22 protein-coding genes are annotated in these 22689 nt (G+C 43.0%); 21 read left to right on the top strand and 1 reads right to left on the bottom strand.

Annotated elements, in window-relative coordinates:
- Positions 1–10 precede the first annotated feature (10 nt).
- Positions 11–292: an AbrB/MazE/SpoVT family DNA-binding domain-containing protein gene (locus tag C1A12_RS20725; RefSeq protein ID WP_101847166.1), complete on the bottom strand. Its 282-nt coding sequence runs from the start codon at positions 290–292 to the stop codon at positions 11–13.
- Between the two features lie 414 nt (positions 293–706).
- On the opposite strand from C1A12_RS20725, the gene metG reads away from it, so the two are divergent.
- From metG to C1A12_RS20620, 21 genes are all read left to right on the top strand, one after another.
- Positions 707–2662 carry a methionine--tRNA ligase gene (gene metG, locus C1A12_RS20720; protein ID WP_101847165.1) on the top strand — a complete coding sequence of 652 codons (1956 nt, stop codon included), beginning with the start codon at positions 707–709 and terminating at the stop codon, positions 2660–2662.
- Positions 2663–2728: 66 nt separating this feature from the next.
- Positions 2729–3499: a TatD family hydrolase gene (locus C1A12_RS20715; RefSeq protein WP_101847164.1), complete on the top strand. Its 771-nt coding sequence runs from the start codon at positions 2729–2731 to the stop codon at positions 3497–3499.
- Between the two features lie 188 nt (positions 3500–3687).
- Positions 3688–4962: a G5 and 3D domain-containing protein gene (locus C1A12_RS20710; protein WP_101847162.1), complete on the top strand. Its 1275-nt coding sequence runs from the start codon at positions 3688–3690 to the stop codon at positions 4960–4962.
- Positions 4963–5053: 91 nt separating this feature from the next.
- Positions 5054–5617: a ribonuclease M5 gene (gene rnmV / locus C1A12_RS20705; protein WP_101847160.1), complete on the top strand. Its 564-nt coding sequence runs from the start codon at positions 5054–5056 to the stop codon at positions 5615–5617.
- Positions 5607–6479, top strand: coding sequence for a 16S rRNA (adenine(1518)-N(6)/adenine(1519)-N(6))-dimethyltransferase RsmA (gene rsmA, locus C1A12_RS20700; RefSeq protein ID WP_101847158.1), 873 nt, complete (start codon positions 5607–5609; stop codon positions 6477–6479). The genes rnmV and rsmA overlap by 11 nt, the downstream gene beginning before the upstream one ends.
- Positions 6480–6529: 50 nt before the next feature.
- The gene (gene yabG / locus C1A12_RS20695) at positions 6530–7408 is read left to right on the top strand and encodes a sporulation peptidase YabG (protein ID WP_101847156.1); all 879 of its coding nucleotides are present in this window, start codon (positions 6530–6532) and stop codon (positions 7406–7408) included.
- A 196-nt stretch (positions 7409–7604) separates the two neighbouring features.
- Positions 7605–7865 carry a biofilm formation stimulator Veg gene (gene veg, locus C1A12_RS20690; protein ID WP_101847154.1) on the top strand — a complete coding sequence of 87 codons (261 nt, stop codon included), beginning with the start codon at positions 7605–7607 and terminating at the stop codon, positions 7863–7865.
- Positions 7866–7970: 105 nt separating this feature from the next.
- Positions 7971–8147: a small, acid-soluble spore protein, alpha/beta type gene (locus C1A12_RS20685; protein ID WP_101847152.1), complete on the top strand. Its 177-nt coding sequence runs from the start codon at positions 7971–7973 to the stop codon at positions 8145–8147.
- 132 nt (positions 8148–8279) lie between these two features.
- Positions 8280–9149 (top strand): 4-(cytidine 5'-diphospho)-2-C-methyl-D-erythritol kinase, encoded by an 870-nt coding sequence (ispE, locus tag C1A12_RS20680; RefSeq protein WP_101847151.1) that lies wholly within the window; start codon positions 8280–8282, stop codon positions 9147–9149.
- A gap of 59 nt (positions 9150–9208) precedes the next feature.
- Positions 9209–10042, top strand: a complete 834-nt coding sequence (gene purR, locus C1A12_RS20675) for a pur operon repressor (protein ID WP_101847149.1) — start codon at positions 9209–9211, stop codon at positions 10040–10042.
- A gap of 180 nt (positions 10043–10222) precedes the next feature.
- Complete coding sequence (gene spoVG / locus C1A12_RS20670; protein ID WP_101847147.1) at positions 10223–10519, top strand: septation regulator SpoVG; 297 nt, start codon at positions 10223–10225, stop codon at positions 10517–10519.
- A gap of 219 nt (positions 10520–10738) precedes the next feature.
- Positions 10739–12118 carry a bifunctional UDP-N-acetylglucosamine diphosphorylase/glucosamine-1-phosphate N-acetyltransferase GlmU gene (gene glmU / locus C1A12_RS20665; protein WP_101847146.1) on the top strand — a complete coding sequence of 460 codons (1380 nt, stop codon included), beginning with the start codon at positions 10739–10741 and terminating at the stop codon, positions 12116–12118.
- A 16-nt stretch (positions 12119–12134) separates the two neighbouring features.
- Entirely contained in the window at positions 12135–13088 is a 954-nt protein-coding gene (locus tag C1A12_RS20660; protein WP_101847144.1) for a ribose-phosphate diphosphokinase, read from the top strand.
- 90 nt (positions 13089–13178) lie between these two features.
- Entirely contained in the window at positions 13179–13838 is a 660-nt protein-coding gene (locus C1A12_RS20655; protein WP_101847142.1) for a 50S ribosomal protein L25/general stress protein Ctc, read from the top strand.
- A gap of 133 nt (positions 13839–13971) precedes the next feature.
- The gene (gene pth, locus C1A12_RS20650) at positions 13972–14535 is read left to right on the top strand and encodes an aminoacyl-tRNA hydrolase (RefSeq protein WP_101847140.1); all 564 of its coding nucleotides are present in this window, start codon (positions 13972–13974) and stop codon (positions 14533–14535) included.
- A gap of 68 nt (positions 14536–14603) precedes the next feature.
- Entirely contained in the window at positions 14604–14834 is a 231-nt protein-coding gene (locus tag C1A12_RS20645; RefSeq protein ID WP_101847138.1) for an anti-sigma-F factor Fin family protein, read from the top strand.
- A gap of 49 nt (positions 14835–14883) precedes the next feature.
- The gene (gene mfd, locus C1A12_RS20640; protein WP_101847136.1) at positions 14884–18420 is read left to right on the top strand and encodes a transcription-repair coupling factor; all 3537 of its coding nucleotides are present in this window, start codon (positions 14884–14886) and stop codon (positions 18418–18420) included.
- A gap of 325 nt (positions 18421–18745) precedes the next feature.
- The gene (gene spoVT, locus C1A12_RS20635; RefSeq protein WP_101847134.1) at positions 18746–19282 is read left to right on the top strand and encodes a stage V sporulation protein T; all 537 of its coding nucleotides are present in this window, start codon (positions 18746–18748) and stop codon (positions 19280–19282) included.
- Between the two features lie 85 nt (positions 19283–19367).
- A complete protein-coding gene (locus C1A12_RS20630; RefSeq protein WP_101847132.1) occupies positions 19368–20945 on the top strand; it encodes a polysaccharide biosynthesis protein in 1578 nt (525 codons plus the stop codon).
- Positions 20945–22405, top strand: a complete 1461-nt coding sequence (gene mazG, locus C1A12_RS20625) for a nucleoside triphosphate pyrophosphohydrolase (RefSeq protein WP_200816634.1) — start codon at positions 20945–20947, stop codon at positions 22403–22405. Before C1A12_RS20630 ends, mazG begins: the two co-directional genes overlap by 1 nt.
- Positions 22402–22662, top strand: coding sequence for an RNA-binding S4 domain-containing protein (locus tag C1A12_RS20620; protein ID WP_101847128.1), 261 nt, complete (start codon positions 22402–22404; stop codon positions 22660–22662). Before mazG ends, C1A12_RS20620 begins: the two co-directional genes overlap by 4 nt.
- The last annotated feature ends 27 nt before the right edge of the window (positions 22663–22689 follow it).

Below are 22689 nucleotides of genomic sequence, written 5' to 3'. Positions count from 1 at the left end.
TCTCTATTTATTATTTGTTGTTTAATTGACCCTGAATTTCCTGAAGCAGCATTTGTGCTCCTTCTTTGCTTAGTACAAGGTTCCCATTGGCGAGCTTCATATTCTCTTCAGACACTTCCCCGGTGACGTGACAAGTCATGTTCGGTTTATATTTCTTTAGAACAATGCGGTCATCGTCGACATAAATCTCTAATGCGTCTTTTTCGTTAATTCCTAACGTGCGTCGAAGTTCAATTGGGATGACTACGCGCCCCAACTCGTCCACTTTACGTACAATACCTGTAGATTTCATGTTTTTTTGTCTCCCCTCAATCAAAAGTTATTCGCCAAATATCGACATATGTCTCGCACTATATAGTACCAACGTTTCCCAATGCTGTCAATTCGTTAAATTTCCAAAATCTCCGCTTCAAATATACAGGTGGAGGTATAGGAAAATCGGGCGATTTAAAGGTGGAGATAGCGGGCCCGGTCAATTGACAAATTCATACTTACCAAAATTGGTTGATATATCCAACGGGGTATGTGTGTAGTTTACCAGATAATAACTGATCATGGTACAGATTTATACTGTAATTTGGCAGAATTTTTGACATTTTCGTAAACGGTTCGGTATATTTTAGAGTTAGATATGGATATACAGAAATTAAGCGAAAAGAATGGTACAATACACTGTATGAATGTTTGAAATCGAGGAGGGCACATGATGTCAGAAGAAAAAAAGACATTTTACATTACTACACCTATTTATTACCCCAGCGGTAACTTGCACATAGGCCACGCATATACGACAGTGGCAGGAGACGCTATGGCGCGTTATAAACGGCTTCGAGGCTACGACGTCATGTATCTGACAGGGACGGACGAGCATGGTCAGAAGATTCAGCGGAAAGCAGAAGATGCCGGCGTCACCCCGCAGGCTTATGTAGACGATATTGTATCCGGCATTAAAAACCTATGGGATAAGCTGGATATTTCATATGATGACTTTATTCGTACCACACAGGACCGTCATAAAAAAGTGGTAGCAAAAATCTTCGACTATTTGTTAAAAAAAGGCGACATCTACCTCGACGAGTATGAAGGATGGTACTGCACCCCTTGTGAATCATTCTTTACGGAAAGACAGCTTAATGAGGGACACTGCCCCGACTGTGGCGGTCCTGTCGAGAAAGTAAAAGAGGAATCGTATTTCTTTAAAATGAGCAAGTACGTAGATCAGCTGCTTGAATTCTATGAAAATAATCCGACATTCATTCAGCCGGAAAGCCGTAAGAATGAGATGATCAATAACTTTATCAAACCAGGACTTGAGGACTTAGCTGTGTCCAGAACCACCTTTGACTGGGGAGTAAGAGTTCCTTCAAATGAAAAGCATGTGGTGTATGTATGGATTGATGCGTTAAGCAACTACATTTCTGCATTGGGCTATGACAGTGAGAACGATGAGCTTTACCAAAAATACTGGCCCGCTGATGTACACCTTGTAGGTAAAGAGATTGTACGTTTCCATACGATTTACTGGCCGATTATGCTGATGGCGCTTGATCTGCCCTTACCTAAAAAAGTATTTGCTCATGGGTGGATTCTCATGAAAGACGGCAAAATGTCTAAATCCAAAGGGAATGTGGTGGATCCTGTTCAATTAAGCGACCGCTATGGGCTTGACGCGCTGCGCTATTACCTGCTGCGCGAAGTACCGTTTGGTTCTGATGGTGTCTTTACACCGGAAGCCTTTGTGGAGCGTACAAATTATGATTTAGCGAATGATTTAGGAAACCTTCTAAACCGTACAGTCGCTATGATTAGTAAATATTTTGACGGAAACATCCCGGAGCTTACTTTGTCCGAAGATGAATATGATCAGAACCTTGAGACCCTTGCGAAGGAGACGAAAGCTGCCGTCGAAGAATCGCTTGAAAACATGGAGTTCTCCGTGGCTCTTGCTGATTTGTGGAAGTTTGTCAGTCGTACAAATAAATATATTGATGAGACGCAGCCATGGGTATTAGCCAAAGATGAAGCTAAAAAGGATCGTTTAGGTAACGTAATGGCGCACCTGGCCGAGTCCTTACGCCATATTGCTGTAATGCTGCAGCCGTTCCTGACTGAAACACCGGAGAAGATCTTTAAACAGCTGGGAATAGCGAATGAACAAGATAAAGAGTGGGGCAGTATCGCTGAGTTTAAAGGGCTGCCAACTACTGTGCAGAAGGATGATCCTATCTTCCCTCGTCTAGACGCAGAAGATGAAGTGCAAATCATCAAAAACATGATGAAGAAGCCTGCTGCACCTGCTCAAGAGAAAAAAGAAGAAGCAAAGCAGGATCAGCCGCAGGAAGTTACGATTGATGACTTTATGAAGCTTGATTTCCGTGTTGCTGAAGTGACAAAGGTTGAAAAAATTAAAAAAGCAGATAAACTTCTAAAGCTCCAGCTTGACCTTGGAGAAGAGAAGCGCCAGGTCGTTTCAGGAATAGCGGAGCACTACGGAGTTGAAGAGCTTACAGGCAAAAAAGTGATTTGTGTCACGAACTTAAAACCTGTGAAGCTGAGAGGAGAACTGTCTCAGGGCATGATTTTAGCCGGGGAAGACGATCAGGGTAAACTGGCTTTAGCGTCCATTGACCAAACGCTTCCTAATGGAGCCAAAGTAAAATAAATTACAAACTGGGGAAAAGCGGAAATAAGCTTTTCCCTTTTTCTTATCAGAGTAAGGAGGAGTAAGATGTTATTTGATACACATGTTCATTTAAACGCTGACCAGTTCACAGAAGATTTAGAGGAAACCATTTCAAGAGCGCATGAGGCTGGTGTTCGATATATGACGGTCGTAGGCTTTGACCGAAAAACCATTCCTCTGGCCCTTCAGATTGCAGAGGACCATGAGCATATTTATGCAGCCGTAGGGTGGCACCCTGTAGATGCGGTTGATATGACGGATGAGGATTTAAATTGGATTGAGGAGCTTTCTTCTCACCCTAAAGTGGTAGCAATTGGAGAAATGGGTCTCGATTATCACTGGGACAAGTCTCCTGCAGATGTACAGAAAGACGTATTTCGACAGCAGATCCGTTTAGCGAAAAAAGTAAAAATGCCGATCATTATTCATAACCGGGAAGCCACTGACGATATTGTAGATATTTTAAAAGAAGAAAATGCGGCTGAAGTTGGAGGTATTATGCATTGTTACAGCGGTCCAGTTGAGACCGCACAGGAATGTATTGATATGAACTTCATGATTTCTCTGGGAGGGCCTGTTACATTCAAAAATGCCAAACTGCCAAAGGAAGTAGCCCAGGCTGTAGATTTAGAACATTTACTTGTCGAAACAGACTGTCCATTCCTGGCTCCTCATCCAAACCGCGGAAAGAGAAATGAACCCGCATATGTAAAGCTTGTGGCAGAACAGGTAGCGGAACTTAAGGGAGTATCTTATGAAGAAGTCAGCAGGCGAACGACAGAAAATGCGCTCAAGTTCTTTCGAATTCAGTCATAATTTCGATGACTTTTGCACTAATATTACAGGGTAGTTAACAATCTGTATAGGAAATGTAACATGCTTGTTATGTTATTTAACTAGGTAAAAGTGCATAATAAAAAGAGTCAGCAGGATGAATGCTGACTTTTTTTTAAGTGCTAGGCTATTTTAAGAGAAACGCGGACGAAGGAAAGGAGGAAGAAACGATGAAATTTATGAAAAGCGCAAAAGCAGTAATGAGTTCTGTGTTAATGTGGACTCTCATAATTTCACTGTTTACTATTACTTTTCTGGGATTCGTTACATATGAAGCCACGAAAGCTTCAGTGAAAGTGACACAGAACGGGGAAACTCAAGTGATTCGCACTCATTCCCAAACTTTTGAAGATTTATTACATGAACTTGAGATTAACCCAAAAGAAAATGATCGACTTTCCCATGATTTATCCGAGCCGATTGAATACGGCATGGATGTTGAATACATATCATCTAAATCAATCGATGTAACAATAAATGATGACACGAAACAATTTCATACAACAGCTTCCACTGTCGGGGAATTCTTTGATGAACAGGAATTTAAGTGGAAGGAGCAGGATGAAATCTCACACGACTCCGGTGATCCTATCGAAGAAGACATGGGAATCTCCATTAACAAAGCCATTCAAGTAACACTAAATGATGGAGGTAAAGAGGAAGAAGTGTGGACGACAGCTGCTACTGTGGACGAATTTTTAGAGGAAGAGAACGTTAATTTGAATGAACACGATGAGTTAAATATGGAGAAAGGTGACCATCTGCGCCAAAGTGATCTTATAGACATCACCCGAATAGAGAAAGAGACAGAAACCGTTGAAGAAGACGTAGAGTATACAGTGGTTACAGAGAAAGATGATACCCTTCCTAGTGGTGAAGAAAAAGTAGTAACCTCTGGAGAAAACGGGCAGGTAATCAAGGAGTATGAAGTCATAATAAAAAACGGGAAGGAATCTTCTCGTGAATTAGTGAACGAAGAGGTAGAGAAAGAAAGTGTCGACGAGGTTGTAGCCTTAGGGACGAAAGAGGAAACAGCAGAACCTGAGGAGGAGCAGTCTGAACCTGCAGAGAAATCTAATTCCTCTGAACCTGAGTTAGTGTCTGCCTCTGCATCAGAATCATCTAAGGAAAAAGCGCCGAAACAAGAAAGCAGTTCAAAAACAATGGAAGTAAAAGCAACAGCCTATACAGCGGATTGTGCAGGCTGTACAGGGAAAACCACGACAGGTATTGATTTAAATAAAAATCCTGACAAAAAAGTAATCGCCGTGGATCCAGCCGTCATTCCTCTTGGCAGTGAAGTGTGGGTAGAAGGATACGGAACCGCAGTGGCTGGAGATACCGGCGGTGCAATAAAAGGGAAGAAGATTGACGTCCATGTTTCTTCTGCTAGTGAAGCACAAAGCTTTGGAAGAAAAACCGTAGAAGTAAAAGTAATGGATTAGCCGTTTGTAAGCAGAGGAATGCCGTTTCCTCTGCTTTTTTTGTATGCTATGATATGGAAGATTATATGAACGACTGATGGAGGATATACGATTGAAAATTAAAGAAGTAATTGTGGTTGAAGGCCGTGATGATACGGTGAAAATTCGGCAGGCTGTCGAAGCTGATACAATTGAAACCCATGGATCAGCTATTGATAAAGATGTACTGGAACAAATTGCCCTGGCTCAGCAAAAACGGGGCGTCATTATATTTACCGATCCTGATTATCCAGGAGAGCGCATCCGCCATATTGTCACAGAGCATGTACCTGGCTGCAAGCATGCCTTCCTGCCTAAGGAGTCTGCGCGAGCGAAGCGGGACAAAGGCATAGGTGTAGAGCATGCAGCTGTAGAAGATATAAGAGAAGCTCTGAGCGGCGTTTATGAGTTGACTGAGCAGGGACCGGGAACGATAAATAAAGAAGATCTCGTAGCCTCTGGATTAATTGGCGGACCGATGTCAGGAAAGCGCCGAGAGAGGCTGGGCGTCATTCTTCGTATTGGAAAAACAAACGGAAAACAGCTGTTGAAGCGTTTGAATATGTTCCAGATCTCGCAGGAACAATTAGAGGAAGCAATGAAACAAATTGTTCAGGAGGAAAAAGATGAGAAATAAAGCGGTTGCCACACCAACTCGTACGAAAGAAATTCTTGAAACGTATGGTTTTGCTTTTAAGAAAAGCCTCGGGCAGAACTTCTTAATTGATGTAAATATCTTAACGAATATTATTGAGTATGCCGGTATTGATAGAAAGGCTTGTGCCATTGAGATCGGCCCTGGAATTGGAGCGTTAACCGAACAACTGGCTCTTCATGCCGACCGTGTGGCTGCCTTTGAAATTGACCAGCGGCTCCTTCCGATTTTAGAAGATACGTTGGGAGAGTATAACAATGTTACTGTCATTAACCAGGATATTTTACAGGCGGACGTAAGGAAGGTCATTACCGATCAGTTTAAAGAGGGCCAGCCTGTTAAGGTAGTAGCCAACCTGCCTTATTACATTACCACCCCGATATTAATGAAGCTGCTTATGGACAGGCTCCCTGTTGAGAGCATTACCGTAATGATTCAAAAAGAAGTGGCAGAACGAATGGCAGCTTCACCGAATTCTAAGAGTTACGGATCCTTGTCTATTGCTGTTCAATACTATACAGAAGCCGAAGTAGCCATGACGGTGCCTAAGACAGTGTTCATGCCGCAGCCGAATGTAGATTCCTCAGTGTTACATTTGAAAATGCGTGAAGTCCCTCCTGTACAAGTAGAAAATGAAGAATTTTTCTTCGACCTCGTACAAGCTACCTTTGGACAGAGAAGAAAGACATTGATGAATAACTTAGCCCGACACTTTAAAGAGACGATGGATAAACAGCAGATCAGGGAACGGCTTGCCTCTGCAGATATCGATCCAGGACGACGCGGAGAGTCTTTATCGATGGAAGAATTCGCTGTATTAGCCCGCAGTTTTTATGAAAAGTAACAGGTGAGCAACTCACACATAGACTAATGTAGTGCTTGTTGTGAGGTGGGATGCGGGTGTTAACACATGGAGACCTGGTAACGAGAAAATCATATAACCACGATGTTTTATTTAGGGTCTATTCTATTGAAGGAACAACGGTTAAATTAATTGGTGAACATGTCCGCCTGTCAGCGGATGCTCCACTTGAAGATTTAAAAAAAGTGACAGGGTCTGAATACGAAGAGAGAAAAACACATATAAATAAACAAGAGGCTTGTTCTTATCGTCTCTTCCGTCAGGACTACCGCCTGCTTAAGGAAAAAAGGGAGGTGGAGGCTGGCGGCGGTTATGAAGATCTGGAAGAGAAAAATAATTATTTCCAAATTTCCCCAAGAATCCTTCATATTGACGGTGATCCATTATTCTTAAAGAAATGCGTTCAATTGTATGAGCAGCTCGGTCTTCAAGTTCACGGTCAATATATTCAAGAAAAGAATATGCCTTCTGAGGTGACCGCCCTCGTAAAGAAGATCCAGCCTGAAATTGTCGTATTGACCGGCCACGACGCGTATTCGAAAGCGAAGGGGTCAGCTAGAGAATTGGAGTCTTACCGCAATTCCAAGTATTTCGTTGAAGCTGTCCGGAATTTAAGGCAGGATTATCCTCACTTTGACCACTTAGTTATATTTGCAGGAGCTTGCCAATCTCATTTTGAATCAATAATAAAAGCAGGAGCGAATTTTGCCAGCTCACCGGCACGGGTCAATATCCATGCTATTGATCCAGTATATGTAGCGGCACGGGTAGCTTATACGTCTTTTATGGATCATATTAATATTTGGGAAGTTGTACGCAACACGATTAGTGGAGAAAAAGGGTTAGGCGGACTTCAAACGAGAGGGTTATTAAGAATAGGAATGCCTTACTCCGAAGATGTCGAAAATTAGCACATTATGGCGGACTGTACAGGGATATAACGACGATTGTCTACTGAGTAAAAAAATTTTCATAAAAATTACAGAATAACCACTAAACCACGTATTATTATATTGACATTGAATTTAGCATACTGTTATAATTAAATATTTTATTTGACTTTGTCCGAGAAAAATGATATATTTATCATTAGTGAGGTGGAGTATAGTGGCTAAAACGTTAGTAGAAATCAAACAATCCCTTGAGGGACAAATTGGAAAACGTTTAACATTAAAAGCGAACGGCGGGCGCCGTAAGACCATTGAACGATCCGGGGTTCTTGCTGAAACTTATCCAGCCGTTTTTATTGTTGAATTGGACCAAGACGAGAATGCTTTCGAACGTGTATCATATAGTTATGCAGATGTACTCACAGAGACCGTCGAATTAAGTTTCGATGACTTATCGACAATGGCGATGGAGCAGTAAACCCAAGGGTTGCTGCTTTTTCCTTTTTCTACATGGCATTAATATTCCATTACTCCACATACTAACCGTGTCGTAGCTAAGTGATGGCGAAAGGAGCTGAAGACGATGGGACGCAGAAGCATGATGTCCGATTCGTTGAAAGAAGAAATCGCAAAAGAGCTTGGGTTTTACGACAAGGTCGAGAAAGATGGCTGGGGCGGTATTACAACCCGTGATGCCGGTAATATGGTGAAGCGTGCCATTCAGATGGCAGAAGAGCAAATGATGAAAAATCAACAGTAACAAAAGCAGCTCAGTGTGAAATATTCACTGAGCTGCTGTCTTTATATAGAGCCGAAACAATAGGTCCCTACCTCTCTTTATTTATAATGTGGTACAATGCTGAAAGAGATTATGACTTAAGGAGGTGGGCATGTGGTTGTTTTAGAGAAGGCACCGGCCAAAATCAATTTGTCACTTGATGTGTTACATAAAAGAAATGATGGATTTCATGAAGTGGAAATGGTGATGACTACTGTCGATCTTGCCGACCGCATTGAGCTGACACTGCTCGATAACGATCAGATTAAAGTAGTATCTGAAAGCCGCTTTGTTCCAAATGATGAGAGAAATTTAGCTTATCGAGCGGCAAAGCTTATGAAGGATTACTTTAACATAAGAAAAGGTGTACGCATATTTATTGAAAAGAATATCCCTGTAGCAGCCGGGCTTGCGGGGGGAAGCAGTGATGCTGCGGCGGTCCTTCGTGGAGTTAATAAGCTGTGGAACATCGATGCTGATCACGATAAACTTGCGGAGATGGGAGCACAGATAGGATCAGATGTCTCGTTCTGCGTGTATGGCGGAACCGCTCTTGCCAAAGGACGGGGAGAGAAGATTAAAGCTCTGCCTTCACCACCTCCGTGCTGGGTTGTGCTTGCGAAACCATCTATCGGGGTTTCTACTCAAACCGTTTATCAAAAGCTTAATACAAATAAAGCGGAGCACCCAAATACCCAGGCAATGATTGAGGCCCTGGAAAATAAAGATTTTGAAGCAATTTGTGCCAACGTTTCGAACACGCTTGAAGGCGTAACCACAAAGCTGCACCCCGAGGTAAACCAAATCAAAGAAAAAATGAGTGAGGCTGGAGCTGACGCAGTTTTAATGAGCGGAAGCGGTCCTACTGTGTTCGCGCTGGTCTCCCAGGATGCTCGAGTACACCGCATTTATAACTCCTTAAAAGGATTCTGTCCAGAAGTTCATATTGTGAGAATGTTGGGAAATCGAGAAACCACTTGCTAAAATCCGTACAAATCTGATATATTTAATAATAATATTCGGATTTTGGGGTGTCTTTTTCTATGAAAAGAAGTGAACGATTAGTCGCCATGACCCATTATGTTCTCGATCGCCCGCGTGAATTAATATCTCTTCCTTTTCTCTCAGAGAATTATAAAGCGGCTAAGTCCTCGATAAGTGAGGACTTAGGCATTGTGAACAAAATTTTTACTCAAGAAGGAATTGGCTATTTAGAAACAGTGTCCGGGGCTGCGGGTGGAGTGAAATATATCCCTGCCTTTTCTCATGCTTACAGTGAACAAGTTGTTTTGGAGCTTTGCCGGCGATTGGAGGACCCAGAACGTCTGCTGCCCGGCGGCTATCTGTTTATGAGTGATTTGCTGGGGGAGCCTGATACTATTCGAAACATCGGGCGCCTGTTAGCTTCAGCCTTCGCTGACAAAGAGATTGACGCGGTCATGACAGTAGCAACGAAAGGGATTCCATTAGCGTATGCTGTAGCTTCCTACTTAAATGTTCCGGTCGTGATTGTAAGACGTGATCCAAAGGTTACTGAAGGATCAACAGTAAGCATTAACTATGTGTCCGGCTCAACGAGAAAGATTCAAACGATGGTATTGACGAAACGTTCCTTACAAGAAGGAGCAAGAGTATGTATCATCGACGATTTCATGAAGGCGGGCGGAACGATTAACGGTATGAAAAGTCTGCTTAAAGAATTTAACGCCGAAGTAGCTGGTATCGGGGTTTTAGCTGAGGCGGAAGACGAAGAAGAAGATCGTATTGTTGATGATCACGTATCACTCGTCCAGATCATGAACGTTGATGATCGCAAGTCAAAGATCGAAGTCCATCCTGGAAACTTTCTGGAGGGGACCAGCAAAAAAAATAAATAATTTTTTTATTAAAGAGAAAGCCTGGAAGTATTGATGTAAAGGCTTTCTTTTTGTGTATCTAAAGGCTTGCAAAAAAATTAATAAATCCGTTGATAAATTTTTTTAGAAAATAAGCAGGATTTTCTGGTGGTTTGTGGAATTTGTTTAGTAAGTTCTTTTTGGGAAAAGGTGGTGAACTTAATGGAAGTAACTGACGTAAGACTGCGACGCGTAAATACCGAAGGAAGAATGCGAGCAATTGCTTCTATTACCTTGGATCAGGAGTTTGTTGTTCATGACATTAGGGTGATTGATGGCAACAATGGTTTATTTGTAGCTATGCCTAGCAAACGAACTCCTGACGGGGAATTCCGTGACATTGCCCACCCGATCAATTCGGGCACGCGTGGTAAAATCCAAGATGCTGTTCTTGAGGAGTACCATAATGCTGGAGATACGGAATCAGGAGTTGAATATGAAGAAGCGGGTGCCTCTTAAAGACCTGTAAAAAAGAAGTCTGACCTTTCAAGGGGGGTCTGGCTTCTTTTTTTATGCATTTCTGCCCGTTTTTCTGCCAATAAAATGTGAGAAGATACCCCTTTTGAAAGGTGTTTTTCGTTATGCTCCTCAGTCTGCTCGTTTAAAAGGAATGTTTGTTGAAATCATGCTGGTTTTAAGATATTATTCATAGTGGATAAATAGGATGGAGGTTGCTTCATGACCCAAAAATATGCAGTTGTATTAGCCGCTGGCCAGGGAACCCGTATGAAGTCTAAACTATATAAGGTGTTGCACCCTGTATGCGGGAAACCAATGGTTCAGCATGTGGTTGATCAATTAAATAAACTAGATTTAAAGGAATTAATTACAGTAGTAGGTTTTGGCGCGGAAAATGTGCAGGATCAGCTGGGAGATAAAAGCCACTATGTGATTCAAAAGGAGCAGTTAGGAACAGGGCATGCTGTTCAGCAGGCAGAAGACATTCTGGCTGATAAAGAAGGTGTAACGATCGTTGCTTGTGGCGATACTCCTTTATTAACAGAAGAAACATTACAAAATATGGTCGATCACCATGTGGATACGGATGCGAAAGCCACCATTTTAACGGCTCATGCAGAGGATCCGTCCGGCTATGGCCGGGTAATCCGTGGAGGTAATGGCCAGGTAGAGCGTATTGTAGAGCAGAAAGATGCTTCTAAAGATGAGCAGGCTGTGCAGGAGATTAACACAGGAACGTACTGCTTTGACAACAAGCTTCTTTTTGAATCCCTTCGGAACGTGTCTAATGACAATGCTCAGGGGGAATACTATCTTCCGGATGTTATTGAGATTCTAAAAGGCCAGGGAGAAGTCATCAGTGCTTATCAAACTTCGGATTTCTCAGAATCGTTAGGCGTCAATGATCGTGTTGCTCTATCAAAGGCCGAGAAAATGATGAAACAGCGTATCAATGAAGGACATATGCGCAACGGGGTTTCTATCATTGATCCTGATCATACGTATATCGGCCCGGATGTTACGTTTGGACAGGATGTAATTGTCTACCCTGGCTCCGTGATTGACGGCTCCTCTCACATCGGAGATGACGCCGTGGTAGGACCGCATTCAACGATTACAGACTGCCTTGTTGGAGAAGCAAGTGTACTTAAACAAAGTGTAGCTGCAAACAGCAAAATCGGAGCCCGTGTTCAAGTTGGGCCGTTTGCTCACATTCGTCCGGCCTCAACTCTTGGCGATGATGTAAAAATTGGTAATTTTGTTGAAGTCAAAAAGGCTGAATTCGGCAGCGGAAGTAAGGCTTCTCATTTAAGTTATATCGGAGACGCAGACGTGGGAACAGGTGTGAATATTGGTTGTGGTACAATAACAGTGAACTATGATGGCCATAATAAGTTTTTAACGACAATTGAGGATGATGCCTTTATTGGATGTAATTCAAACTTAGTAGCCCCGGTTACTGTTGGTAAAGGAGCGTATGTTGCAGCAGGGTCTACAATTAACCAGGATGTACCTGCAGAGGCTTTGTCCATTGCCCGCTCCCGCCAAACGAATAAAGAAGGCTACGCTGCAAAGATCCAATCGAATAAAAAAGATTAACGGAGGGTTTAAATCCATGGCAACTGGCTATAAGGATTCAGCATTGAAGGTATTTTCTCTTAACTCAAACCCTGAGCTTGCAAAAGAGATTGCTGAGAATATCGGGACAGATTTAGGAAAGTGTACAGTCACCAGCTTCAGTGACGGGGAAATTCAGATCAATATCGATGAAAGTATTCGCGGGTGCGACGTCTATGTCGTTCAATCAACATGTGCTCCAGTTAATCAGCACATTATGGAACTGTTAATTATGATTGATGCGCTTAAACGTGCTTCGGCAAGAACGATCAATATTGTTATGCCTTACTATGGTTATGCAAGACAGGATCGGAAAGCGAGAGCGCGTGAGCCGATTACAGCCAAGCTTGTAGCGAATTTACTTGAAACGGCTGGAGCGTCCCGAGTTATTATGCTGGATCTGCATGCACCGCAAATCCAGGGATTTTTCGATATTCCAATCGATCATCTGGTAGGAGTGCCGATTCTGTCTGATTACTTCGATTCGAAGAACTTTGATGATGTCGTCATCGTCTCTCCTGACCACGGCGGTGTGACCAGGGCACGGAAGATGGCCGATCGGTTAAAAGCACCGATTGCGATCATCGATAAGCGCCGTCCTAAACCTAATGTGGCTGAAGTAATGAATATCGTTGGTAACGTAGAAGGAAAAACAGCGATTATGATTGACGATATTATCGATACAGCGGGAACGATTACGCTGGCAGCCAACGCATTAGTGGAAAATGGAGCCAAGAACGTGTATGCTTGTTGTACGCACCCTGTTTTATCAGGCCCGGCGCTCGAGCGGATCGAAAACTCCAAGATTAAAGAGCTGGTTGTGACCAACACAATTCCGCTTGGAGAAGACAAAACGATCGACAAAATCACGCCACTCTCCGTTGCCCCGCTGATCAGCGAGGCTATCATCCGTGTACACGAGCGTCAATCTGTAAGCATCTTGTTTGATTAGTCCTGACTTTTGTAATGAAAAATGTTTAACTTCTGTTAGAAAAGGGAACCTGAAAATAATGAATGGTTAATTTAACTGGAGGAGATTATTTTGGCAATTACATTAAAAGCAAATCAAAGAAAAGAATTAAAGCAATCAGTGACACGTGAACTGCGGAACGAGGGAAATGTTCCAGGTGTTGTATATGGTAAAGATAAAGAGCCTGTTAACGTTTCTGTTAACAGCCTTGAGCTATTAAAAACCGTACGTGATGAAGGTAAAAATGCGATTATCTCATTAGATATTGATGAAGGATCAACAGTGAATGTTATGCTGCATGAATATCAGATCGATCCGTTAAAGGACGAGCTGATCCATGCCGACTTCTATATCGTGAACATGTCTGAAGAAATGGATGTAGAAGTTCCCGTGCATCTTGACGGTGAAGCAGCAGGAGCGAAAGAAGGCGGTGTCGTTCAGCAGCCGTTGTATGACTTATCAATCCGTGCGAAGCCAGGTGACATTCCTGATGAGATCTTAGTTGATATTTCCGAGTTGAACATTGGCGACTCCATTATGGTTAGTGATCTTAAAGCGTCTCGTAAATACGAGATTACAGAAGATGAGAATACGACCATTGTTTCTGTTACTCCACCGGAAGAAATGCCGGAAGAGCCAGACTTGGATAACGCAGATGCTGAGCCTGAACGCGTTGGGGAAGACAACGATGGCGAGGAATCGGAAGAGAATGAAAAGAACGAAGATAACTAATACTAAATATAGAACATGGGCGTAGCCGGCGGTTGCGCTCTTTTTTTACGTATACAGCATTCTGACATTTTTTTTATCATAGATTTGTTATAATAAAGCGGATATGAATGACTGAATAAAAGGAAGATTGTATATGAAGTGTATTGTTGGATTAGGGAATCCAGGTAAGAAATATGAGAAAACACGCCATAATATAGGCTTTATGATTCTCGATGAATTAGCGGAACAGAACCAGTGGACGATCTCTCAAGAGAAATTTAGAGGTCACTATACGGTAGAGCATGTAGGCGGTGAGAAGATCCTGCTTCTTAAGCCGCAGACTTACATGAATTTATCCGGTGAATCACTTCGCTTGTTCATGGATTATTATGATATAGAGGAAGAAGATATTCTTGTCATTTATGATGATTTAGATCTGCCTCCGGGTAAAATAAGACTTCGTCAAAAAGGAGGACATGGCGGTCACAATGGCATTCGCAATATAATCGATCACTTAGGCACGAAGGACTTTAATCGTTTACGTGTGGGAGTAGGACGGCCTGTAGGATCGACCACCGTGGTGGACTATGTACTCAGCTCGTTTAGTAAAGAACAGCAGGAAGCCGTTAGGGAAGCAGTTATCCAGTCAGTTAAAGCTTGTGAATCATGGATGGAGCTCCCTTTTAACGAAGTGATGAATGAATTTAACATAAAATAAGAACTGTATAAGGTTGTAGGAAGCCGGCAACAATAGTGACATGTACTGCTAACAAGGAGAGTGTATGTATGCGAATCAACTATATATGCCGGCACTGTCAACGCCAAGTAGGAAAACTGGATCGGGAAAGGATCGAGGTTTCTGAGCTTGGCTTAGAGTGTTTGTCGGAAAATGACCATCGAGAAATGATTACGTATGATTGGGAAGGGAATATGAACATAAAAACGATTTGTGATTCATGTGAAAGATCCCTTCAACAGCATCCTCATTATCATGAGTTAGACTTTTTTATTCATTAAACCGAAACGACTCCACTGGCGAGCGTTTCTGGTGGTGGAGGAGTATGTTATGGACGGTATAAAAGAGTATTTGTATCCTCAAGACGATATTCATTCCGTGGTAGAAGGCTTTCAATCGGGAATGAATGAGCAATTGGTGGCTGGATTATCTGGAGCATCGCGTAGTTTAATGATTTCATTGCTTCATGAATCGTTAGAACGACCTGTATTAGTAGTAACCCATCAGCTCATACAGGCTCAGCAGCTGTATGATGATCTAGCAGAGCTGAGCGATAAAGAAAGCGTTCATCTCTATCCGGTTAACGAACTGATTGCTTCGGAAATTGCGGTGGCAAGTCCTGAATTAAGGAGTCAGCGAATCGAAGCGCTCAGTCAATGGCTGACGCAGAAATCGGGCATTTTAATTGCCCCTGTAGCGGCACTTAAACGGATTATGCCGCCTAAATATTACTGGGAGCACAATATGCTCCCTTTTCGTGTTGGTGAAGATATTGATTTAGATGATTATTTAAAACACTTCATTCAAATGGGCTATGAGCGAACTGAAATGGTGGCAAGTCCCGGTGAATTCTCCCTTCGCGGGGGGATTATCGATATTTATCCGTTAACCTCAGAATATCCTTATCGTATCGAGCTTTTTGATACAGAGGTAGATTCTATTCGTACGTTTGATTCGGAAACTCAGCGCTCAAAAGATAAATATGATTCCGCCCATATCGGCCCGGCGACAGAAATGCTGCTCACCGAGGAAGACTTTACAAGGGCTTCCCACAAGCTTGAGGAAGCTTTGAGTCACTCATTAAAGAAATTAACCAAATCTGAAGATAAAGAGACGCTCACTTCATATATTGAACGTGATATTGAGCAGCTGCGGCAGCGTGAGCGTTTTCAGGAAATGTATAAGTATATTGGTTATTACTATGAAGAACCCGTAAGTTTATTAGATTATCTGCCGGACAATGGACTTATTGTGATGGATGAAGTCAGTCGAATTCAAGAGACAGCTGGCCGCTTAGATGAGGAGGAAGCGGAATGGCATAACAGTCTGCTTGAAGTTAATCAGATGGTCCGCGATTTGCGAATTTCATTTGACTGGCATGACACATGGGCTGCCATGAAGCAGACAAAGCTTTATTTGTCGGTTTTTATGCGGCATATTCCAAATACCCATCCACAAAATATCGTGAACATTTCCAGCCGCCAAATGCAGCAATTTCATGGACAGATGAATTTGTTGAAAACTGAAATGGACCGCTGGATGAAGCAGAACTATAGTGTGATTATCTTAGCTCCTGATGAGACAAGGGCTGAGAAGATCCACTCTGTACTGCTGGATTATCAAATGGAAGCTGTCGTGGCAAAGCAAGCTCCTAAGCTTCCCGTTAATACCCCCACCATTGTTAAAGGGAACATAAGCAGCGGCTTTGAGTGGCCCATGCATAAGCTTGCAGTCCTGACTGAGAATGAACTGTTTAAGAAGCGTACCGCTAAACCGAAGCGCCGGCAGAAAATTTCAAATGCAGAGAGAATAAAGAATTACCAGGAGCTTAAGGTTGGCGATTACGTTGTCCATGCGAATCACGGCATAGGAAAGTATATTGGGATTGAAACTTTAAAAGTCGGCGATAGTCATAAAGACTTTTTAATGGTGAAATACTCAGGCAATGACAAGCTGTTTGTTCCGATTGACCAAATTGATTTAATTCAAAAATATGTAGGATCTGAAGGCAAAGAGCCAAAAGTGTATAAACTCGGCGGCAGCGAGTGGACGAAGGTAAAAAAACGCGTCCAGTCGTCTGTCGAAGATATTGCGGATGATCTTATTCAGCTTTATGCCGAGCGGGAAGCGTCGCGCGGGCATGCTTTTGAGGAAGATGGCGAAATGCAGCGTGATTTTGAAGCAGCTTTTCCTTATGAGGAAACAGAAGACCAGGTTCGCTGTATTGAAGAGATTAAAGAGGATATGCAGAGAATCCGACCTATGGACCGCCTGCTTTGCGGGGATGTGGGCTATGGTAAAACGGAAGTTGCGATACGAGCTGCCTTTAAAGCTATTGAAAACGGAAAACAGGTCGCACTGCTTGTACCTACAACTATCCTCGCCCAGCAGCACTACGAAACCATGCAGGAAAGGTTCCAGGATTTTGGAATAAATATCGGCCTGCTCAGCCGTTTCCGGACGAAGAAGCAGCAAAAAGAGACGACTGACCGATTGAGAAAAGGGCTGATCGATATTGTTGTCGGTACTCATCGAATTCTATCAAAAGATATTCAATTTAAAGATCTGGGTCTGCTGATTGTTGATGAAGAGCAGCGTTTCGGAGTTAAGCATAAGGAAAAAATTAAGCAGCTTAAGGCCAATGTTGACGTCTTAACGTTAACAGCTACACCTATTCCTCGAACATTGCATATGTCCATGCTGGGCGTCCGGGATTTGTCAGTCATTGAAACCCCGCCCGAGAACCGTTTTCCAATTCAGACCTATGTGCTGGAATACAATCCTGTATTTATGAGAGAGGCTGTCGAGCGGGAGATGGCACGCGACGGCCAAGTTTTCTTCTTATTTAACCGGGTCGAAAATATTGAGAGGATGGCACAGGAAATTTCCGCTCTTGTTCCTGAAGCACGTGTGGCGTTTGCTCATGGACAAATGAACGAAACTGAACTTGAAAATGTCATGTTCTCATTCTTAGAAGGGGAATTTGACGTACTTGTGAGCACTACGATAATTGAAACAGGGGTAGACATTCCGAACGTTAACACGCTGATTGTATTTGATGCTGACCGTATGGGGCTCAGCCAGCTGTACCAGCTTCGGGGAAGAGTAGGGCGTTCCAACCGCGTGGCGTATGCTTATTTCACCTACCAAAAAGATAAAGTGTTAACCGAAGTGGCTGAAAAACGACTGCAGGCCATTAAGGAATTTACCGAATTAGGCTCAGGGTTTAAGATTGCTATGCGGGATTTATCCATCCGCGGGGCCGGGAATTTGCTCGGAGCCCAGCAGCATGGCTTTATAGATTCCGTAGGGTTCGACATGTACAGCCAGATGCTTAAAGATGCTATTGAAGCGAAGCGTCAAGGCAAGGAACCAGAAGCGATTCAGCCTTTCCAGACAGAGCTCGACTTAAATATTGATGCATATATTCCAGAGGATTATATAGCTGATGAGAAGCAAAAAATTGACATGTATAAGCAGTTCCAGGCTATTGAATCCGTAGAAGACATTCATGACCTGCGTGATGAATTGATAGATCGTTTTGGTGATTACCCTGATGAGGTAGAGAACTTATTCCGCGTTTCATCAATCAAGTATTATGCTAAACAAGCGCGTATCGTATCTATTTCAGAGAAGAAACGTAAGATTGAAATGATGATGGAAGCCGGACAAAGCCAGCAAATTGATGGGGCTAAATTGTTTGAAGTTGCGAATGAATTTGGCCGCATGATTCAACTTGGCACAGAGGACGGCCAGTTAAAAGTAACCATAACATGGGACCGTCAGGCTCAAGCGAAACGCTATGACGTGGTCGAAGAATTTTTGGCGAAACTTCCTCGGTTAACAAGGGAAGCAACAAGTGCATAACTTTAAGGGCGCCTTTATTAAATAGTTTAAAGGCGTCTATTTTATATAACGAGATTAAGGTTTAACGAAGCCCGCCCTAAGTACAATACACCTTAAGTGATTCTAAATTGTTAACTCGTCCAATCGATGATCCAGTAAACGAATTAAAAGTAAGACCATAAATTTAGGGAAACGCTGGTATTTCTACTGCTTCAACTGCTTTTCTATTTTTTATGCATAGGTTTTTTATGGTGTATCATACTATATTTATCACCCATTTATTCTGTATGGAAATTTTGTCAGGATAATGAAGGTTGTAGCATCATGAAAGGGAGGCAGCATTAGAATGAAAGCAACTGGTATTGTTCGTCGTATCGATGACTTAGGTCGGGTTGTTATACCTAAAGAAATTCGTCGCACATTACGCATTAGAGAAGGGGATCCACTAGAGATCTTCGTTGATCGTGAAGGTGAAGTTATTTTGAAAAAATATTCGCCGATCAGTGAGCTTGGCGACTTCGCTAAAGAATATGCGGAGGCGTTGCACGATTCATTAAAGGTTCCTGTCCTTATTTGTGATCGTGATGAATTTATTGCCGTCGCCGGCGAATCGAAGAAATCTTATTTAAACAGGCAGATTGGATCTCTTGTTGAACAGGTCCTGGACAAGCGGTCTTCAGAGTCAGAGAAGCACCCACAGCCTGTTGAGATCGTGCGTGATCAGGAAGAGGACGTTATTTCTTATATTATTTATCCTATCATTGCGCAGGGTGATCCCATTGGCTGTGTAGCCATATTTAACAAAGAAGGTTCACCGATTGAAGAAGGAGCAAAAATGGCTGTAGAGACGGCCGCTCATTTCTTAGCGAAGCAGATGGAATAAGACGAGAGCCAGGTCTACGACGAGATCTGGCTTGTTTTATGCTATAATGGAAGACAATTCTAATGTTAGACGGAAAGGGTAAACCATGGAACAAACCAATGCATCGCACCGGCTGGTAAAAGGGGCACTTTTACTTACAATGGCCGGACTGATAGGCAAAATTCTAAGCGCAGCTTACCGGATTCCGCTGCAAAACATTGCGGGCGATGTCGGCTTTTATATTTTTCAGCAAATTTATCCAGTGCTCGGTATGGCCCTTATGCTTTCACTATATGGGTTTCCGGTAGCTGTTTCTAAACTTGTATCTGAGTTGAATGATCAAGGGTATAAACTTACCCTTCGATCTTTTTACATACCAGCGTTTACCTGGTTATTTATTATATGCGGCAGTTTCTTTCTTCTGGGATTTACACAGGCCGAGCGAATTGCTTCCATAATGGGGGATGAGAAGCTCACTGCTTCGTTGAAAGCTGCCTTTTTTGTATTTCTGATACTTCCATTTGCTTCTTTGCTCCGAGGGGTTTTTCAAGGGAAAGGTATTATGGAGCCGACAGCCGTCTCGCAGGTAAGTGAGCAGGTTATCCGGGTCGTCGTCATTATTGGTACCGCAATATACGTATCGAACGCTGGAGATCTTTATCAAATCGGAATAGGAGGGGCCTGGTCTTCTATCGCGGGGGCTGTAACGGCAGCTGTCGTTCTCTTTGCTCTCTGGATTCAAAGGGAGAGGCCGGCTGTGGGTGAAAGGGCATACCCACCTTTCTATTTTGCCAGAACCATCCTTTTCTATGGGCTGTTTATTTCATTAAATTATATGCTGCTCTTATTTCTTCAACTAATTGACGCTCTTACTCTTGTACCTGGTCTGCAAACGGCGGGCTTTGCCTTAGAAGAAGCCAAAGCAGCAAAAGGAGTATTTGACAGGGGGCAGCCATTAATTCAATTAGGGACAGTACTCTCCTCTTCTCTGGCTCTGGCGTTAGTCCCGTCGGTTACAAAAGAGCGGAAATTGAAGGAGCCGTACCAGGTGGAAGGCTTCATATTCGGCGGGGTGAAATACTGCCTGTTACTCGCTGCGGCAGCAACCGCTGGACTGGTCATACTCTTTCCTTATGTGAATGAAGTATTCTTTCAGGATTCAAAAGGTACGGCTCCACTTCAGCTTCTGATGATTGTTATCCTGTTTAGTTCGTTGTCGATTACTTTTTCCTCTCTTCTGCAAGGGCTGGGGAAAGTAGCTCATACAGCAATCGTCACGGCGCTTGCTTTATTCGTAAAGTGGGGACTGAATTTATGGTGGATTCCTCAGCATGAGGAGATGGGAGCGGCAGCTGCTTCAGTTGTTACGGTCGGTTTTGTAGTAGTGTGTCATCTATTTTTATTACATAATGAATATAAGGCCGTAAATTGGGTAAGTCTTCCATGGCTCTCTATTACAGGAGCGCTTACAGGTATGGCTGTGTTTTTAGTTATCGTAAAGCCTTCGATGGCGGGAATCGATAATCGGCTTGCTTTATTGGTTTATCTACTGATTATCATAGCGTTTGGGGCAGCTGTTTATCTTTATCTGCTGATCCGCTTCAAGGCGCTTAAACGTAGGGAGTTAGAGCTGCTCCCTTTTTCAGAAGTGCTGGTTAAATTATTACCGAAAGGAAGAGAATGATGAATAGAGTTTCAGTGATCGGTCTTGGGGCTGGGGATCTGGACCAGCTGCCTTTAGGAGTATATCGACAATTGCAGCAGGTGGAGGGTGTCATTTATGCACGAACCCTGGATCATCCTGTAGTTGCAGATTTACAAAAAGACGGACTTGTCTTTAAGAGTTTTGATGAGGTTTATGAGAGTTCGAATGACTTTAACGAAGTGTATGAAAAGATTGTTTATCAGCTGGCTGAAGCGGCGCAAAAAGAGGATATTACGTATGTGGTTCCAGGGCATCCGATGGTTGCTGAACGTACGGTCCAGCTGCTGATTGAGCACTCTGAGCTGGAGGTCGATGTAAAAGGCGGGCAAAGCTATTTGGATGCTGTATTTACGGCTTTGCATATCGACCCAATTGACGGACTTCTGTTTGTGGATGCGACGTCGTTTGTACGGGATGAGCTGCAGCTTCAGCATCATGTTGTATTTTGTCAGGTATATGACTCCATGATAGCCTCCGAGGTAAAATTAATTCTGCTTGAGGATTTGCCTCCTGATTATGAGGTAACAGTGGTAACCGCTGCAGGAAGCAGCAGCGAAAAGCTGACGACCGTGTTTTTGGAAGACTTAGACCGTTCTGTTGAGGTGAATAATTTAACAAGTGTCTATGTTCCGCCTGTCGATAAAGCTCACTTAAACCATCAATTTTTCCGTCTGCGGGAGGTGATTCGGGATCTCCGTGGACCTGGAGGATGTCCATGGGATAGAAAACAGACCCATGAATCATTGAAAAAGTACTTGATTGAAGAAGCTTATGAATTCATTGATGCAGTCAATCGCCAGGATGATGACCATATGGTTGAAGAACTGGGGGATGTACTCCTGCAGGTTATGCTTCACAGTCAGATTGGAGAGGATGAGGGTTACTTTACAGTGGATGACGTCATTTCTTCGGTAACAGATAAAATGATCCGCCGTCATCCTCATGTGTTTGGCGATGCTCATGTAAATGATGCTGAGGATGTGCTCAGCAATTGGGATGAAATTAAAAAAACAGAAAAAGGAAAACAGCCGGAATCTTTACTTGGCAGTGTACCTGGTAGTTTTCCTGCTTTGCTTCAGGCTGAAGAATTGCAGAAGAAAGCCTCAAAGGTAGGATTTGACTGGGACGATGTCGAATTAGTATTAGCAAAGGTTGAAGAAGAATGGCAGGAATTTATTGAAGCGAAGCAGGCGGGTGACCGGGAAGAGATGGAGAAAGAGTTCGGAGACTGGTTATTTGCAATTGCGAACGCAGCACGTCATTATAAAATTAACGGGGAGACCGCATTACAACGGACGAACCAAAAATTTCGTGACCGTTTTTCCTCGATGGAAAGGCAAGCTGGTAAGTTAAATCGAACGTTAGATGATTATTCATTAGAGGAAATGGAGCAATTATGGGTTCAGGCGAAACAAGAAAGGGAGGAAGATAAAGCATGAGGTTGGACAAGTTCCTTAAGCTCTCAAGACTGATTAAACGTCGTACGCTTGCTAAAGAAGTGGCAGATCAAGGACGGATCAATATTAACGGTACACCGAGCAAGGCAGCGACCAAAGTGGCGGTTGGAGATGAACTGACGATTCAATTCGGCCAGAAAATATTAACCATTGAAGTGAAATCGTTACGCGAAAATGTAAAGAAAGATGAAGCCGCTTCGCTTTACGAAATTAAAAAAGAAGAACCTGTTAAACAGTAATGAAAAAGGCCCTTTAAAGCAGGGTCT

This window comes from Halobacillus sp. Marseille-P3879 (assembly GCF_900240285.1).
In the GTDB taxonomy this organism is placed as follows: domain Bacteria; phylum Bacillota; class Bacilli; order Bacillales; family Halobacillaceae; genus Halobacillus_A.
Note: the sequence above shows the minus strand (reverse complement) of the source record. Positions and strands in the feature narration are given on the sequence as shown.

Coding starts and splice junctions, on each gene's coding strand:
- C1A12_RS20645 (WP_101847138.1), top strand. CDS start 14,604: ATGCGAATCAACTATATATGCCGGCACTGTCAACGCCAAGTAGGAAAA.
- yabG (WP_101847156.1), top strand. CDS start 6,530: ATGCGGGTGTTAACACATGGAGACCTGGTAACGAGAAAATCATATAAC.
- C1A12_RS20725 (WP_101847166.1), bottom strand. CDS start 292: ATGAAATCTACAGGTATTGTACGTAAAGTGGACGAGTTGGGGCGCGTA.
- mfd (WP_101847136.1), top strand. CDS start 14,884: ATGGACGGTATAAAAGAGTATTTGTATCCTCAAGACGATATTCATTCC.
- C1A12_RS20630 (WP_101847132.1), top strand. CDS start 19,368: ATGGAACAAACCAATGCATCGCACCGGCTGGTAAAAGGGGCACTTTTA.
- metG (WP_101847165.1), top strand. CDS start 707: ATGTCAGAAGAAAAAAAGACATTTTACATTACTACACCTATTTATTAC.
- C1A12_RS20620 (WP_101847128.1), top strand. CDS start 22,402: ATGAGGTTGGACAAGTTCCTTAAGCTCTCAAGACTGATTAAACGTCGT.
- C1A12_RS20715 (WP_101847164.1), top strand. CDS start 2,729: ATGTTATTTGATACACATGTTCATTTAAACGCTGACCAGTTCACAGAA.
- rsmA (WP_101847158.1), top strand. CDS start 5,607: ATGAGAAATAAAGCGGTTGCCACACCAACTCGTACGAAAGAAATTCTT.
- purR (WP_101847149.1), top strand. CDS start 9,209: ATGAAAAGAAGTGAACGATTAGTCGCCATGACCCATTATGTTCTCGAT.
- C1A12_RS20685 (WP_101847152.1), top strand. CDS start 7,971: ATGGGACGCAGAAGCATGATGTCCGATTCGTTGAAAGAAGAAATCGCA.
- pth (WP_101847140.1), top strand. CDS start 13,972: ATGAAGTGTATTGTTGGATTAGGGAATCCAGGTAAGAAATATGAGAAA.
- C1A12_RS20710 (WP_101847162.1), top strand. CDS start 3,688: ATGAAATTTATGAAAAGCGCAAAAGCAGTAATGAGTTCTGTGTTAATG.
- spoVG (WP_101847147.1), top strand. CDS start 10,223: ATGGAAGTAACTGACGTAAGACTGCGACGCGTAAATACCGAAGGAAGA.
- mazG (WP_200816634.1), top strand. CDS start 20,945: ATGAATAGAGTTTCAGTGATCGGTCTTGGGGCTGGGGATCTGGACCAG.
- C1A12_RS20660 (WP_101847144.1), top strand. CDS start 12,135: ATGGCAACTGGCTATAAGGATTCAGCATTGAAGGTATTTTCTCTTAAC.
- spoVT (WP_101847134.1), top strand. CDS start 18,746: ATGAAAGCAACTGGTATTGTTCGTCGTATCGATGACTTAGGTCGGGTT.
- glmU (WP_101847146.1), top strand. CDS start 10,739: ATGACCCAAAAATATGCAGTTGTATTAGCCGCTGGCCAGGGAACCCGT.